Origin of the sequence: Sphingomonas sp. GC_Shp_6 (genome assembly GCF_026540835.1) — a bacterium.
Classification (GTDB): domain Bacteria; phylum Pseudomonadota; class Alphaproteobacteria; order Sphingomonadales; family Sphingomonadaceae; genus Sphingomonas.
Map to the genome: position 1 here is coordinate 185,783 of NZ_JALNUO010000004.1, position 14,533 is coordinate 200,315.

Annotated in this window: 12 protein-coding genes; 8 read left to right on the forward strand and 4 right to left on the reverse strand. The window is 67.4% G+C overall.

Features of this window, described 5'->3' with window-relative positions; translation table 11 throughout:
* Positions 1–20: 20 nt before the first annotated feature.
* Entirely contained in the window at positions 21–737 is a 717-nt protein-coding gene (locus OXQ95_RS07225; protein ID WP_267380984.1) for an MgtC/SapB family protein, read from the reverse strand.
* A 7-nt stretch (positions 738–744) separates the two neighbouring features.
* Entirely contained in the window at positions 745–3,000 is a 2,256-nt protein-coding gene (locus OXQ95_RS07230; RefSeq protein ID WP_267380985.1) for a S9 family peptidase, read from the reverse strand.
* 208 nt (positions 3,001–3,208) lie between these two features.
* Between OXQ95_RS07230 and OXQ95_RS07235 the strand changes: the two genes are divergently transcribed.
* Together OXQ95_RS07235 and OXQ95_RS07240 are read left to right on the forward strand one after the other, a co-directional pair.
* The gene (locus OXQ95_RS07235; protein WP_267380986.1) at positions 3,209–3,874 is read left to right on the forward strand and encodes a hypothetical protein; all 666 of its coding nucleotides are present in this window, start codon (positions 3,209–3,211) and stop codon (positions 3,872–3,874) included.
* Between the two features lie 73 nt (positions 3,875–3,947).
* Positions 3,948–4,802: a MoxR family ATPase gene (locus OXQ95_RS07240; protein WP_267380987.1), complete on the forward strand. Its 855-nt coding sequence runs from the start codon at positions 3,948–3,950 to the stop codon at positions 4,800–4,802.
* 15 nt (positions 4,803–4,817) lie between these two features.
* Here the strand turns inward: OXQ95_RS07240 and OXQ95_RS07245 are convergent, their stop codons facing one another.
* Positions 4,818–4,994, reverse strand: coding sequence for a hypothetical protein (locus OXQ95_RS07245; RefSeq protein ID WP_267380988.1), 177 nt, complete (start codon positions 4,992–4,994; stop codon positions 4,818–4,820).
* 179 nt (positions 4,995–5,173) lie between these two features.
* Here OXQ95_RS07245 and OXQ95_RS07250 point away from each other — a divergent pair, with 179 nt between their 5' ends.
* From OXQ95_RS07250 to OXQ95_RS07265, 4 genes are all read left to right on the forward strand, one after another.
* Positions 5,174–5,737, forward strand: a complete 564-nt coding sequence (locus OXQ95_RS07250; protein WP_242096981.1) for a CHAP domain-containing protein — start codon at positions 5,174–5,176, stop codon at positions 5,735–5,737.
* 63 nt (positions 5,738–5,800) lie between these two features.
* A complete protein-coding gene (locus tag OXQ95_RS07255) occupies positions 5,801–7,741 on the forward strand; it encodes a CocE/NonD family hydrolase (protein ID WP_267380989.1) in 1,941 nt (646 codons plus the stop codon).
* A gap of 4 nt (positions 7,742–7,745) precedes the next feature.
* Complete coding sequence (locus tag OXQ95_RS07260) at positions 7,746–8,924, forward strand: VWA domain-containing protein (protein WP_267380990.1); 1,179 nt, start codon at positions 7,746–7,748, stop codon at positions 8,922–8,924.
* An 86-nt stretch (positions 8,925–9,010) separates the two neighbouring features.
* On the forward strand, positions 9,011–9,382 hold the full coding sequence (locus tag OXQ95_RS07265) for a hypothetical protein (RefSeq protein WP_267380991.1): 372 nt from the start codon (positions 9,011–9,013) through the stop codon (positions 9,380–9,382).
* Between the two features lie 43 nt (positions 9,383–9,425).
* Here the strand turns inward: OXQ95_RS07265 and OXQ95_RS07270 are convergent, their stop codons facing one another.
* On the reverse strand, positions 9,426–10,511 hold the full coding sequence (locus OXQ95_RS07270) for an anhydro-N-acetylmuramic acid kinase (RefSeq protein WP_267380992.1): 1,086 nt from the start codon (positions 10,509–10,511) through the stop codon (positions 9,426–9,428).
* Positions 10,512–10,664: 153 nt separating this feature from the next.
* On the opposite strand from OXQ95_RS07270, the gene rimO reads away from it, so the two are divergent.
* Positions 10,665–11,993: a 30S ribosomal protein S12 methylthiotransferase RimO gene (gene rimO / locus OXQ95_RS07275; RefSeq protein WP_267380993.1), complete on the forward strand. Its 1,329-nt coding sequence runs from the start codon at positions 10,665–10,667 to the stop codon at positions 11,991–11,993.
* Between the two features lie 1,070 nt (positions 11,994–13,063).
* Positions 13,064–14,533: a serine hydrolase domain-containing protein gene (locus OXQ95_RS07280; RefSeq protein WP_267380994.1), complete on the forward strand. Its 1,470-nt coding sequence runs from the start codon at positions 13,064–13,066 to the stop codon at positions 14,531–14,533.

The window sequence follows — 14,533 nt, forward strand, 5'->3', positions numbered from 1 at the left end:
GGCGGCGTCCAACCGCTTTGCTAATCGTGCGTGCGCGCCTGCCAGGTCGCGTGAACGATGCCGTGCACCCGCGCGAGATGATCGGTGATCGCGTCCAGTTCGCTGGTGGCCACGTTGGTCGCCACCAGCGTGGCGGCGATCTCCACCCGGTCCTCGCCACGCTCGATCACGTCGAGTTCGGCCACCAGCAGTTGCGCGGCCTCCAGATGTTCGACGAGCAGGTCGCCGATCGGCCCGGCGTCCAGCGCCGCGGCGGTGACGGTCACGCTATAGGTCGCCTCGATCGTGCGGCCCACCATGGGCACGCGGTTGATCGCATCGACCAGCGGCCGAAGCGCGGTGTTGGCCACCAGGACGAACAGCGTGAGCAGCGCCGCCTCCGCCAGCATGTCGCTGCCCGCGATCGAACCGACCGCGGCGGAACACCAGAGCGTGGCCGCGGTGTTCAGCCCGCGGACGTTCATCCCCTCCTTCATGATGACGCCCGCGCCCAGGAAGCCGATCCCCGAGACGACATAGGCGATCACCCGGATCGATTCGACGTCACCGCCCAGCCGCTGGCCGAGATCGACGAACGCCGCCGAGCCGATCGCGACGAGCGCGTTGGTGCGCAGCCCTGCGGTGCGCTGGCGATATTGCCGCTCCGCGCCGATCAGCGTGCCGAAGACGAACGCCGCCAGATAGCTGACGACCGTGTCGAGGAACGGCCAGAGGTGAAAGGTCGCGAGGAACCGCACGCGCGCGTTACCGCGCGGGGCGCGGAGCGGTGGCCATGGCCGGCTTGTCCTTCACCTTGGCATCGAGGAAGTTCAGGATCGTGTTCCAGAGATGCTCGCTGATCCCCGGCCCGCCGACGCGGTGGGTGTAGCCCGGATAGAACATCATCTCGAACGGCGTGTCGGTGGCCTGCATCCGCGCCACCACCTTCAGCGAATTGTCGAGGAAGACGTTGTCGTCGCTCATGCCGTGGATCAGCAGCAGCGGATCCTTGATGAGGTTTGCGTCCTGGAACGCCTGCGACGTGGCATAGCTTTGCGGATCCTTCGCGGGATCGCCCAGATAGCGTTCGGTGTAATGCGTGTCGTAGAGCTGCCAGTCGGTAACGGGCGCGCCGGAAACGGCGGCGGCATAGACGCCCGGTGTCTTCTCCAGCATCTTCAGCGACATGTAACCGCCATAGGACCAGCCGAACGTCGCCACCTTGTCGGGATCGACGAAGGGCAGCGCCTTGACGAACTTCGCCCCGGCAAGCTGGTCCTCCACCTCGACCGTGCCCATCGCGTGGTAGATATGGTCCTCGAAGGCCTTGCCGCGGTTGTACGAGCCGCGGTTGTCGATCTGGAAGAAGATCCAGCCCTGGCTCACCAGATATTGCGGCAGCGCGCCCTGCCAGCCGCGGGTCACCTGCTGGCCGGTGCCGGGGCCGCCATAGTGCTGGAAGAACACGGGATACTTCTTCCCTGGCACGAGCGGTGGGGTAATCATCTCGTAATAGAGCGTCGTGCCGTCCTTGGCCTTCAACGTGCCGAACTTGGTCGGCTGATGACTGGCGAGATAGGGGTAATAGGGGTGGCCCGCCACGACCGCATTTTCGTTGATCCACGACAGGCGCTTGCCGTCCGCATCCGCCAGATAGCTTTGCGTCGGCTGGTTGGGGCTGGAGCGCGAGACGATCAGGCGGCTGGCCGCCGCATCCATCGTCGCACCGTTCCACCAGCCCGCCTCGGTCAGCTTCGTGATGACATTGGGGTGCGCGATGTCGACCGAATAGAGCTGCTGCTCCAGCACATCGTCCTTGTTGCCCGTGAAGAACAACCGCCCCTTGGCCTCGTCCACGCCGACGAGCCCGGTGACGACCCATTTGCCCTTGGTGAGCTGAGTCCAGCGGCCCTTGGCGAACAGATAGAGATGGCCATAGCCGTCACGCTCCGAACGCCAGATCAGCCCGCCATTCTTCAGCGGGCGATAGGCGTCGGACAGGTTGAGCCAGCTCTTGGCCCCCGATTTCTCGGTGAAGAGCACCACGCTCTTGCCGGTGGTGGGATCGACGCGGAGCATCTCCAGCTTCTTCTGGTCGCGGCTCTCGCGCTGGACGAGCAGCGCCGAGCCGTCGGGCAGCCAGTCGACGCGCGCCAGATAGATGTCGGGATCGGTGCCGAGATCCACCTTCACCGGCGTGCCGCCATCCGGCTTCATCACATAGAGCTCGACCAGCGCGTTAGGCGTTCCCGCAGCGGGATAGCGCTGGTCGTACACCTTGGTGCCCGACGCGCCGATAGCGGTGCGCGTGAAGACGTGGACGGGTTTGTCGTCGAACCGCTCGACCGCGATGTGCGCTTCGTCGGGGGACCACCAATAGCCGGTGCGGCGGTCCATCTCTTCCTGCGCGACGAACTCCGCCTCGCCGAAATGGACGGTGCCCGCGCCGCCGGTGGTGATCGCCCGTGCCGCGCCGCCGGCGAGCGGGATCGCCCAGAGATTCTGATCGCGCACGAAACTGACATAGCGGCCGCCGGGCGACACGACGGGGTTGAGCGCGCCGCCCGGCGTATCGGTCAGCTTGCGCGTGGTGCCGTCCAGCGACGCCAGATACAGATCTCCGTCGAGCGGCACGAGGATCGTCTTGCCGTCGGGCGCCCAGTCATAGGCGACGATTCCCTTGGAACCGCCGATCCGCGCCCGCTCGCGCTGCATCTTCTCGGCTTCGGAGAGTTCGGCGCCGCTGCCCACCTTGCGGCTGTCGACCAGCATCCGCTCGGCGCCGGTGCGCGTGTCGGTGGCCCACAGGTCGAGCCGCTCGCGCTCGTCGGCGCGCGGCCGCAGCGCGGTGAGCAGCGTGCCGTCGGGCGACAGGCGCAGCGCGCGCGGCTGCGTGCCCGACAGATCGGGATTGCCGAACACGCGGTCGAGCGTCAGCGGCTGGGATATGGGCGGCACGTCAGCGGCCAAAGCGGCGCTCCCCACCGAAGCGAGAGCCATAGCCAGCATCCATGCGCGCATCCGTTCGTCTCCAGCCGCGAAATTGGCTTCCGCTCGCGCGCCTTATCGCGGGCGGTGCGCACCGCGTAAAGTCCGCGACGCCAGCGCCGATCGGGTAAACGCGGCATAAACCCCGTCTTTACGTGCTTCGGTTAGACGGGGGGGAGGAGGATCGCCCCGACCCAGCGCGGCGCCCTCGAAAATGCCGCGGCACATCAGGAACGACACGATGAACTCGGACACAGCAACTTCCGCGCGGCAGGCGAATGCCTGGGATCTGGTCTTGCGCCTCGCTGAGACCGACGGCGTCGCCAATCATGCGCATGTGCGCGCGCTGCTCGACGGCCGTGTCGAACAGCGCGATCTGGCGGATGCGGTGCATGGGCTGTGCGTGGTGCACGGCCGCTATCCCGGCATGATCGACGCGGCGTTGAACCGCGGCGCGCAGCGTGCCGCGCATGACTGGCTGGAGGCGGCATCGCGCGCCTTCGCCAACGAACGCGCCTATCTCACCCGGTTGACCGCGGCGGTCGGCCCCCTGCCCTCCACCCCCGGCCAGGCGGTCGCCGAAGGGGCGTTCGCCGCCCAGCGCCATGCGCTCGAAATGCTGGCGGGCTCCGATCGCGGGGGCTGCGCGACGGGGGCGGTGGCGGCGCTGATGCTCGATTGGCATGCGACGCGCCGGGTGCTCGACCGCGCCGCCGAACGCTTCGGCGAGACGCCGCCCGCCGAGCGCCTGCCCGACGATGCCGAAACCGCGATGGTGATCGCCGGGCTGGGCGACACCCCGGCGTGCGAACGCGCGATCGTGTTCGGTGCGCAGCAGCTCTTTGCACAACATCGCGGCTTCTGGGACCTGCTCGACGCGCGCTGCAGCGCGCGCGACCGGGCATAGATCCCGCACAAGGCTTGCACGCGCCGGCCCGCAGCCCCTATCGCGGACGACAGATCCGCAGGGAGTTTCGGCGATGAAGCGCTTCGAAGGCACCGAGAATTATGTCGCGACCGACGATCTGAAGGTCGCGGTCAACGCCGCCGTCTCGCTGCGCCGGCCGCTGCTGGTGAAGGGGGAACCCGGCACCGGCAAGACGGTGCTCGCCTATGAGATCGCCGAGGCGGTCGGCGCCGAGCTGATCGAATGGAACGTCAAGTCCACCACCAAGGCGCAGCAGGGCCTGTACGAATATGACGCGGTGGCGCGGCTGCGCGACGGGCAGCTGGGCGACGCGCGCGTCCACGACATCGGCAACTATATCCGCCGCGGCAAGCTGTGGGAGGCCTTCACCCGCGACAAGCCCCCGGTGCTGCTGATCGACGAGATCGACAAGGCCGATATCGAATTCCCGAACGACCTGCTCCAGGAACTCGATCGCATGGCGTTCCATGTGTACGAGACGGGCGAGACGGTGCGCGCGGTGGAGCGGCCGATCGTCGTCATCACCAGCAACAACGAAAAGGAGCTGCCCGACGCGTTCCTGCGCCGGTGCTTCTTCCACTACATCAAGTTCCCCGATCGCGCGACGATGCAGCGGATCGTCGAGGTGCATTTCCCCGGCATCCAGAAGCTGCTCGTCACCCGCGCGATGGACATGTTCTACGACGTGCGCGACGTGCCGGGCCTGAAGAAGAAGCCCTCCACGTCCGAACTGCTCGACTGGCTGAAGCTGCTGCTGCACGAGGACATGCCGCTCGAGGTGCTGCAGAACCGCGATCCCACCAAGGCGATCCCGCCGCTGCACGGCGCCTTGCTCAAGAACGAGCAGGACGTGATGCTGTTTGAACGCCTGGCCTTCATGGCCAAGCGTCAGACGAACCGTCCCTGACGGCGCCCCCCCCCGTCAGCCCTCGTCTTCGCTCGCGTCGTGGGACGATGGCCGCGACACCTGCGACAATCGCGTGAGCAGCAGCGGGATGTCGCCGGTGATGAGCGTGTCGGTCGGCGTGGCGATGCCCTTGCGCAGGGCCTTGCCGATCGCGGCCACGCGTTCGCGCTGATCCTTGTTGGCTGGTGGCAACGCGCCGATCCTCGATACTGACAGGAAACCCGGTGACCGCCGGCCTTTGGGGGGAGGGGGCGGACGGTCACCGGGCTCGCGGGATTGAACACGCAGCGCGCGTCGCGGTTCCGCCCGCAACGCATCGTTAACCACGATCGGCAACCGGGCGGTGAGGTCGGCGCCTCTACACAAGCGTGATGCGACAGTGGCTTACCGAAATCGCGCTCCTCCTGGCCACCGCGGCCACCCCCGCCGCGTCGGCGGCCTCGCTCCTCGGCTATGTCGGGCAATGCGTGCCGTTCGCGCGCGCGGCCTCGGGCATCGACATCTATGGCGATGCCTGGACATGGTGGAGCCAGGCGGAAGGCCGCTACGACCGCGGGCATCGACCCCGCGTCGGCGCGGTCATCGTCTTCGCGCGCAGCGGCCGCCTCCCCCTCGGCCATGTGGCGGTGGTCAGCCGGATCGTCGAACGCCGCGTGGTGATGCTCACCCATGCCAATTGGTCGCGCCAGAACGGCGAACGCGGCCATACCGAACAGGACGTGACGCTGTTCGACGTGTCGCCCGGCAACGACTGGTCCGACGTGAAGGTCTGGTTCCGCGATTCGAACGGTCTCGGCAGCACGGTCTATCCGGTCGAGGGCTTCGTCTATGGCCACTCCCGCCCCGTCGAGGGCCTGTCCGGCCGCGCGCCCGACGATGTCGGTGCGCTGATCGATGCCTATGTTCCCGGCGGCGGGCGTTACGCGGTGCGCTGACGCTTGTTTCCACCACCGTCCCTGTGTCACGGCGTTCGTCTGACACTGGTTCGAGGACGGCACATGCGGGCAAGGCTGACGATCGCGGCGACGGCGCTGCTGCTGGCGGGTGCCGCGGGCGCGCAGTCGCTGCCCGCCGACATCCCCAAGACGTTCAAGACCGCCGATGCCGGCTTCGATTTCGACAAACAGTCGGTCGACATCCCGATGCGCGACGGCGTGAAGCTGCACGCCGTGATCCTGCGCCGCAAGGGGCTCACCGACGCGCCGATCGTGCTCCAGCGCACCCCTTATGGCGCGGAAAGCGAGCTGAGCCACAACGAGAGCGGCCATGCCGACATGCTCGCGCGCGGCTTCGATTCGACGCTCGTCGATGCGGGCTATATCCGCGTGTACGAGGATGTTCGCGGCAAATACGGATCGGGCGGCGATTACGTCAACGAACGGCCGCTGATCGGCCCGCTGAACGGCACCAAGGTCGATCATTCGACCGACGCCTACGACACGATCGACTGGCTGGTGAAGAACGTCGCCGGCAACAACGGCCGCGTCGGCATCATCGGCACCAGCTATGACGGGATGATGGCGGCGATGGCCCTCGTCAACCCGCACCCGGCGCTGAAGGTGGCGGTGCCGATGAACCCGGTCATCAACACCTATCACAACGACGATGATTTCCACGGCGGTGCGTTCCGGCTGATCGGCTACGACTATTATTTCAGCCAGGACAGCGTGAAGGGCAGCGGCGCCGATCTGTGGCGCGACGCGTATGACGATTACGACACCTTCCTGCGCGCGGGCTCGGCCAGCAATTTCGTGAAGAGCCGGGGGCTCGACCAGCTCGGCTGGGTGCGGCGGATGCACGATCATCCGGCCTATGATTCGTTCTGGAAGGCGCAGGCGCTCGACGAGATCCTGCCGCGTCTGCCGCAGACCGTCCCCACGCTCTGGGTGGCGGGGCAATGGGATCAGGAGGACATGTTCGGCGCGGTCGCCGCCTATCAGGCGCTGGCCAAGGTGGCGCCGGCGGGCCTCGAACATCTCGTGATCGGCCCCTGGGCGCATGGCGGCTGGAACGGCGATGGATCGACGCTTGGCGCGATTCGCTTCGATTCGGATACCGCCTTGTGGTTTCGCACCAACATCCTGCTGCCGTTCCTCGACGCGCAGTTGAAGCCCGGCGCGCCAGTCGCCGATCTGCCCCCCGTGCTCGCCTTCCAGACCGGCGCCAACCGGTGGCAGAGGCTCGCCGCCTGGCCACCCGTCTGCGCGGGCACGGGCACGGGCACCTGCGCCGCGCCGATGCAGCGTTACTGGTTCCAGCCCGCCGGGGGCCTCGCTCCCACCGCCCCCACGGCGAACGGCCATGACGATTACGTCTCGGATCCGGCCAAGCCGATCCCCTATCGCATCCGCCCGATCCGCCCGACCTATGCGACCGGATCGACCTGGCGGCAGTGGCTGGTGGACGATCAGCGGCCCTTCTCGGACCGGACCGACGTGCTGAGCTACGAGACACCCGTGCTGAAGGAGGCGGTCGCCATCTCGGGCGCGCCCGTGGTCGATCTGATCGCGAGCACGACCGGCACCGACGGCGATTTCGTCGCCAAGCTGATCGACGTCTACCCGGCCGAATATCCCGCCAAGCCGGAAATGGGCGGCTATCAGCTCGCGGTCGCGATGGACATCCTGCGCGGGCGTTACCGCCAGAGCCCCGAACATGCCGTGCCGATCACGCCCAACCGGCCGCTCAACTATGCCATCGTGCTGCCGAACGTGAACCATGTGTTCCTGCCCGGCCACCGCATCATGGTGCAGGTCCAGTCGAGCTGGTTCCCGCTCTACGACCGCAACCCGCAAACCTTCGTGCCCAACATCTTCGACGCGAAGCCCGGCGATTACCGCAAGGCGACGATCGCGGTCTATCATGGCCCGGCCCAGGCGAGCGCGATCGAACTGCCCGTCGTGCCGGCCGCCGCCGCCATGGCGGGGGGCGTGAAGTAATCCGATGTTCCTCGACTTTCTCGACGAATTGCGCGCGGCCGGGATCCCGGCCAGCCTCAAGGAGCATCTGCTCCTGCTCGAGGCGCTCGACGCCGAGGTGATCGGCCGTACGCCCGAGGATTTCTACTACCTCTCGCGCGCCGTGTACGTGAAGGACGAGGGGCTGCTCGACCGGTTCGACCAGGTGTTCGCCAAGGTGTTCCGCGGCATCGCCACCCGCTTTGGGCCGGAGGGTGCCGAGATCCCCGCCGACTGGCTGAAGGCGATCGCCGAACGGTTCCTGAGCGAGGAGGAGATGGCCAAGGTCCAGTCGCTCGGATCCTGGGACGAGATCATGGAGACGCTGAAGAAGCGCCTCGAGGAGCAGCGCGAGCGCCATCAGGGCGGCAGCAAGTGGATCGGCACCGGCGGCACCTCGCCCTTCGGCAATGGCGGCTACAATCCCGAGGGCGTGCGGATCGGCGGCGAGAGCGTTCACAAGCGCGCGCTGAAGGTTTGGGACCAGCGCGAGTTCCGCAACCTCGACAACAGCCGCGAACTCGGCACGCGCAACATCAAGGTGGCGCTGCGCCGCCTGCGCCGCTTCGCGCGCGAGGGTGCGGCGGACGAGCTCGACATCGACGGCACGATCGACGGCACCGCGCGCCATGGCTGGCTCGACGTGCGAATGCGGCCCGAGCGGCGCAATGCGGTGAAGCTGCTGCTGTTTCTCGACGTGGGCGGATCGATGGATCCGTTCGTGACATTGTGCGAGGAGCTGTTCTCGGCCGCGACCAGCGAGTTCAAGAATCTCGAATTCTTCTACTTCCACAATTGCCCCTATGAGGGCGTGTGGAAGGACAATCGGCGCCGCTTCGCCGAGCGCACGCCGACCGCCGATCTGCTCCACAAATACGGCCATGACTATAAGTGCGTGTTCGTCGGCGACGCGTCGATGAGCCCCTATGAGATCACGCATCCCGGTGGCTCGGTCGAGCATATGAACGAGGAATCGGGCGCGACCTGGCTTCACCGATTGACGACCACCTATCCCGCCGCGGTGTGGCTGAACCCGATCCCGCGCGAGCAATGGGGCTATTCGCAAAGCATCCGGATCATCCGCGACCTGATGGCCGATCGCATGTATCCGCTGAGCCTCGCCGGGCTGGACGCGGCGATGCGCGAACTGACGCGCAAACGGTGAGTTCGCCGCGCGGAACAACCTGTGTTACCCGCAGGTTGTCGCCCCGCCCACCGTATCGGGTCACCCATCGTATCAGGAGCGTCCCCATGTCGTCCATTCCCGCATCCGCCATGCCGCATGCCAAGGCTCATCCGCATCCCGAGCACGAACCCGAGCATGGCCACGGGCACGAGCACAAGGATGGAGCGAAGCCCGCGCCGCGGCACGACGACGAGCCCGATCATGGCGCGGCGGACAAGGCTAGGGACGGCGCACGTGCGGTGAAGCATGCGGCCGGCGCGCATCCGGCCGTGACCATCGCGCTCGGCGCGGCGGTGGTCGCCGGGATCGCCGCCGCGGTGGCGGTGCCCGCCGTGCTGGCGCGCAAGACCGCCGGCGAGAAGCCGCCCAAGCGCAAGGGTCCGGGCAAGAAGCCGGCGCCCAAGGGCAAGCCCGACAAGAAGGCGGACGCCGCCTGATCCTTCTCCGCCGCCCCGGCGTTCCGGGGCGGCGGATCGCGGCTCAGCCGGGGCGGTGCACCACCCCGCCCGGCATCGCGCTCGGCGCGCCGGTGGTTCCGGGAAAGCTGATCGGCAGCCCGCGCAGCGTGCGCACCGCCATATAGGCGAAGCCTTCCGCCTCCAGCGCATCGCCATTCCACCCCAGCCGGTCGGTCGGCTCCGGCGTCAGCCCGGTGTGCGCGGCGATCATCGCCAGCAGCGTCGGATTGTGCCGGCCGCCGCCCGCCACCAGCAGCCGCGCCGGGCGCTGCGGCAACTGGTCGATCGCGATCGCCACGCTGGCGGCGGTGAAGGCGGTCAGCGTCGCCGCGCCATCGCCCGCCGACAGCCCGCGCGCCGGCTGGATCGTGAAGTCGCCGCGATCGAGCGATTTGGGGCCGGGCTCGGCGAAGAACGGGTGGTCGAGCATCGCGCCCAGCACGCTTTCGTCCACGCGCCCCGTGGCGGCGAGCGCCCCCTCCGCATCGAACCGCGCGCCCGTCGCCTGCCCCACCCAATCGTCGATCAGCCCGTTGGCGGGCCCGGTGTCGAACGCGATCACGCGGCCGTCGCCGATCCAGGTGACGTTCGCGACGCCGCCCAGGTTCAGCACCGCCACCGGCCCCGCCAGATCCGCGGCGAGTGCGGCATGATAGACCGGCAGCAGCGGCGCGCCCTGCCCCCCCGCCGCCACGTCGGCCGAGCGGAAATCGGAGACGGTGACGATCGCGCAGGCGTTCGCCATCTGCGCGCCGTCGCCGATCTGCCAGGTCCAGCCGCGATCGGGGCGGTGGGCGATCGTCTGGCCGTGAAAGCCGATCACGTCGATGTCGGCGGGCGTCAGCCCCGCCTCGGCGATCAGCTTGCGCACCGCGAACACATGCGCCCGCGTGACGAGATCGGACGCCGCGACGATCGGCGGGCTGGCGCGCGGCCGTTCGAAGGTGAGCGCTATCCGCGTCGCCTCGGCCAGTTCGGCGCGCGCCGCATCCGACCAGGGCTCGCCGCGAAAGGCGATCGGCATCACCTGGCGCTCGCCATCGGTCTCGATCAATGCCGCATCGATCCCGTCGAGCGAGGTTCCGGACATAAGGCCGATCGCACGCATATCCCGCTCCTCCAGACGCCGCTTTCCATGGCGCGCGATCGCACCGCTGTCGATCGATCCGCCAGGCGGTTTGCGGCCAACGCCGCCGCCTGCCCCATGAAGTGAAGCGAGAGTGGCAAAATCGCCACCGATCGCCTATGTGCGGCGCCTCCCATGGCCACCATCCTCCCCTCCCCGCCGAAAGTCGGCATGGTTTCGCTCGGCTGCCCGAAGAACCTCGTCGACAGCGAACGCATCCTGACGCAGCTCCGCGCGGACGGCTATGCGATGTCCGCCGACTATGCCGGCGCCGACGTCGTGCTCGTCAACACCTGCGGTTTTCTCGATTCGGCGAAGGAGGAAAGCCTCGAGGCGATCGGCGAGGCGATGGCCGAGAACGGCCGCGTCATCGTCACGGGCTGTATGGGCAAGGAAGCCGAGGCGATCCGCGCGCGCTTCCCCCAGGTGCTCGCGATCACCGGCGCGCACGAATATCAGCAGGTGGTGGAGGCGGTGCACGAAGCCGCGCCGCCGGGCCTGTCGCCCTATCTCGATCTGGTGCCCGATGCCGGGCTGAAGCTGACGCCGCGCCACTATAGCTATCTGAAGATCTCGGAGGGGTGCAACCATCGCTGCTCCTTCTGCATCATCCCGTCGCTGCGCGGCGATCTCGTCAGCCGACGGCCCGACGCGATCCTGCGCGAGGCGGAAAAGCTGGTCGCGGCGGGCACGCAGGAGCTGCTGGTCATCAGCCAGGACACCTCCGCCTACGGCATCGACATCCGCCGCACCCCGCGCCCGTGGAAGGGCCGCGAAGTCGTGCCGCACATGACCGATCTGGCGCGCGAACTGGGCCGGATCGCGCCCTGGGTGCGGCTCCATTACGTCTATCCCTATCCGCATGTCGACGACGTGATCCCGCTGATGGCGGAGGGGCTGGTGCTCCCCTATCTCGACATTCCGTTCCAGCATGCGGCGCCTGCGGTGCTGAAGCGGATGAAGCGCCCGGCGAACGATGCCAAGGTGCTGGAGCGCATCCATCGCTGGCGCACGATCGCGCCCGACATCGCGATCCGCTCCACCTTCGTCGTCGGCTTTCCCGGCGAGACCGAGGCCGATTTCCAGTATCTGCTCGACTGGCTGGACGAGGCGCAGCTCGACCGCGTCGGCGCGTTCCGCTTCGAACCCGTGGCGGGCGCCAGCGCGAACCTGCTGCCCGATCCCGTGCCCGAGGCGGTGAAGGAAGAACGCTACGCCCGGATCATGGAAAAGACCGCCGCGATCTCGGCCGCCAAGCTCGCCGCCAAGATCGGCCGGACGCTGCCGGTGATCGTGGATGCGGTGGACGACGAGGGCGGCGCCACCGGCCGCAGCCAGGCCGATGCGCCCGAAATCGACGGCGAGGTCTTCCTGCGCGACGCCGGCCATCTGGCGGTGGGCGACATCGTGCCCGTCGCGATCGAGCATGCCGACGACCACGATCTGTACGGCGTGCCGGTATAATTCCATCGTTCCCCGGCGAAGGCCGGGGCCCAGTTGGAGCACGATCGTGACGACGCGCCGCGCATGTTGCATGGACCTTCCCGAGTGGGCCCCAGCCCTCGCCGGCTATAAACACGACATCGGATGGAGCGACACCGTCTACCATCGTTCGTCACACGCCGCCTGCCGTCCTTACCGTCTCGTGACCATAGGAGCGGTCGGGTTGGCGGCGATGGGTCGATGCCATTCGATACCAACTGGCTCAACTCTTTCTCGCGGGGGTAAAAGCTGCCGGGCGGCAAACGCCCAAATGTCGCCGTTCGCGGCGCTTTTCATCGCGCCTGTAAGCGGTCGTCGTTCCCGTTGCAAAAAGGCTACCTTCTGCAACGCCGATCAGTCACTTGCTTACCTTTCGGATCGCCCCTTCCATGCCCCCAAGCAGACGCTCGGCACCCAAACCAACGTGATGATCAGCGCAATTCCTAGCGCCATATCGGCGCCCACATACCGCATGTCATTCGTTTGTATGGCCAGCCCAAATCTAATACCACAATAGATTAAGAGGCCCAACATCGAGACTATGGACATAAACAAAGCAACGCGACCAGCGGCAGGAGGAGCCCACCTGGCGATGATATAGTTTATTCCAGCGCCCAGGCCGCCTATCAAAGCAGCACCGATCAGAAGCGGTTCCATACCGCAGCATACGACCGAATCACGATACAGTGAATAGGACTCGTTGTTGCGAAAGGGTTTCCCTCCGCAACGGTGCGCTACGGCCGTGAGATCAAAGACTTAGCTGTTGCATAAGGCCGTTGCGGAATGTCTGCTTTGGCCATGGCCGCTCCCGAAACCTGCCCGAGCACTCCCCACCTAAACTAAGACGTACAGCGCTAACCGGACGTCGGGACTGAGCCAACGCTCTGCGACATCCGGCCGCCAACCATCGACGTGAGCATCGGCGGACGCATGACCGGACCAATCCCTAAAAAACATCGTCCAATCAGACCTCGTGTTTACCACCCCGCCTTCGCCGGGAAACACGCGCGCGGGGTCTGTCCTACAGGCGCATCCCATGCCAGACTGGCGCGATGAATGCGTCCCAGCCCCGTCGATCCGCCCCGCCCCCTGCAGCGAAGTGGAACACCCGCCGCACGCCTCCACTTCCTCCACTTCGCCTCGCGCTGGCCGGGCTTCTCGTCCTCGCCGCGCCCGCCACGGCGCAGCAGCTCAGCCCGGCCGAAACCGCGCGGATCGACGGCGTCGTCGCGACCGCGCTGGCGAAGACGGGCACGCCCGGCGTGTCGATCGCGGTGGTGCGCGGCGGCCGGATCGTGCTGGCCACGGCCTATGGCAAGGCGTCCGAAGCGATCCCGCAGGCCGATGCGCGGCTGCCGTTCCAGATCGCGTCGATCTCCAAACAATTCACCGCCGCCGCGGTGCTGCTGCTGGCGGACCAGGGCAAGCTGAGCCTCGACGACACCGTCGCCAAATATCTGCCCGGCATCAGCGGCGGCGACACGATCACGATCCGCGAACTGCTCAGCCACACCTCCGGACTGCAGGATTACTGGCCGCAGGATTACAGCTTCAAGGCGATGGCGACGCCGGTCTCCCCGCAGGGCATTGTCGATCGCTGGGCGAAGAAGCCGCTCGATTTCGCGCCCGGCACGCAGTGGCAATATTCGAACACCGGCTATGTCGTCGCCGGCCTGATCGTCGAGAAGGTCTCGGGCGAACCGCTGCTCGCCTTTCTGCAAACCCATATCTTCAAGCCGCTGGGCATGACGCCGATCGACCAGGATCTGGCGATCGGCAAGGCCTATCCGCAGGGCTATGGCCGCGCCGCGCTGGGTCCGGTGCGCGCCGTGCAGCCGCCCGCGCGCGGCTGGCTCTATGCCGCGGGCGAACTGGCGATGACCGCCGCCGATCTGGCCAAATGGGATATCGCGCGGCTCGACCGCACGCTGCTCACCCCCGCCGACTGGCAGGCGCAGGAAACGCCGGTGAAGCTGGCCGACGGCACGACCACCGGCTATGGCCTCGGCGTCTCGATCGGCACGCGCGACGGCCGGCGGATCGTGGAGCATAGCGGCGAGGCGGTCGGCTTTCTCAGCGAAAACATCGTCTATCCCGACGACAAGGCGGCGATCGTGGTGCTGACCAACAGCTGGTCGGGCGACGCCTTCACCGCCATTGCCAGCGGGATCGCCGCCGTCGTGCTGCCGCCCGCCGCGCCCGACGCCGGCGACGCGGCCGCGCTGACGGGCGCCAAGGCGCTGCTCGCGCAACTGACGAACGGCACGCTCGATCGCACCCGCCTGACCGACGATGCGAACTATTACTTCACCCCGGTGACGCTCGGCGACTATCGCACCAGCCTCGCGCCGCTGGGGGTGCCCGGCGTCTTCGAACAGCGCGGCAAGCCCCGGCTGCGCGGCGGCTTCGTCAACCGCAACTACCGCGTCACCTATGGCGACCGAAGCTTCGCGCTCGCCACCTATGCCGAACCCGGCTGGTCCGGCCGCTACGAACAATTTCTGCTGAGCCCGGTGAATTGA

Excerpts from the sequence above, each read along its gene's own strand:
- OXQ95_RS07230 (WP_267380985.1), bottom strand. The coding sequence starts at position 3,000 with ATGCGCGCATGGATGCTGGCTATGGCTCTCGCTTCGGTGGGGAGCGCC.
- OXQ95_RS07235 (WP_267380986.1), top strand. The coding sequence starts at position 3,209 with ATGAACTCGGACACAGCAACTTCCGCGCGGCAGGCGAATGCCTGGGAT.
- OXQ95_RS07240 (WP_267380987.1), top strand. The coding sequence starts at position 3,948 with ATGAAGCGCTTCGAAGGCACCGAGAATTATGTCGCGACCGACGATCTG.
- OXQ95_RS07250 (WP_242096981.1), top strand. The coding sequence starts at position 5,174 with ATGCGACAGTGGCTTACCGAAATCGCGCTCCTCCTGGCCACCGCGGCC.
- OXQ95_RS07255 (WP_267380989.1), top strand. The coding sequence starts at position 5,801 with ATGCGGGCAAGGCTGACGATCGCGGCGACGGCGCTGCTGCTGGCGGGT.
- OXQ95_RS07260 (WP_267380990.1), top strand. The coding sequence starts at position 7,746 with ATGTTCCTCGACTTTCTCGACGAATTGCGCGCGGCCGGGATCCCGGCC.
- OXQ95_RS07265 (WP_267380991.1), top strand. The coding sequence starts at position 9,011 with ATGTCGTCCATTCCCGCATCCGCCATGCCGCATGCCAAGGCTCATCCG.
- OXQ95_RS07270 (WP_267380992.1), bottom strand. The coding sequence starts at position 10,511 with ATGCGTGCGATCGGCCTTATGTCCGGAACCTCGCTCGACGGGATCGAT.
- rimO (WP_267380993.1), top strand. The coding sequence starts at position 10,665 with ATGGCCACCATCCTCCCCTCCCCGCCGAAAGTCGGCATGGTTTCGCTC.
- OXQ95_RS07280 (WP_267380994.1), top strand. The coding sequence starts at position 13,064 with ATGAATGCGTCCCAGCCCCGTCGATCCGCCCCGCCCCCTGCAGCGAAG.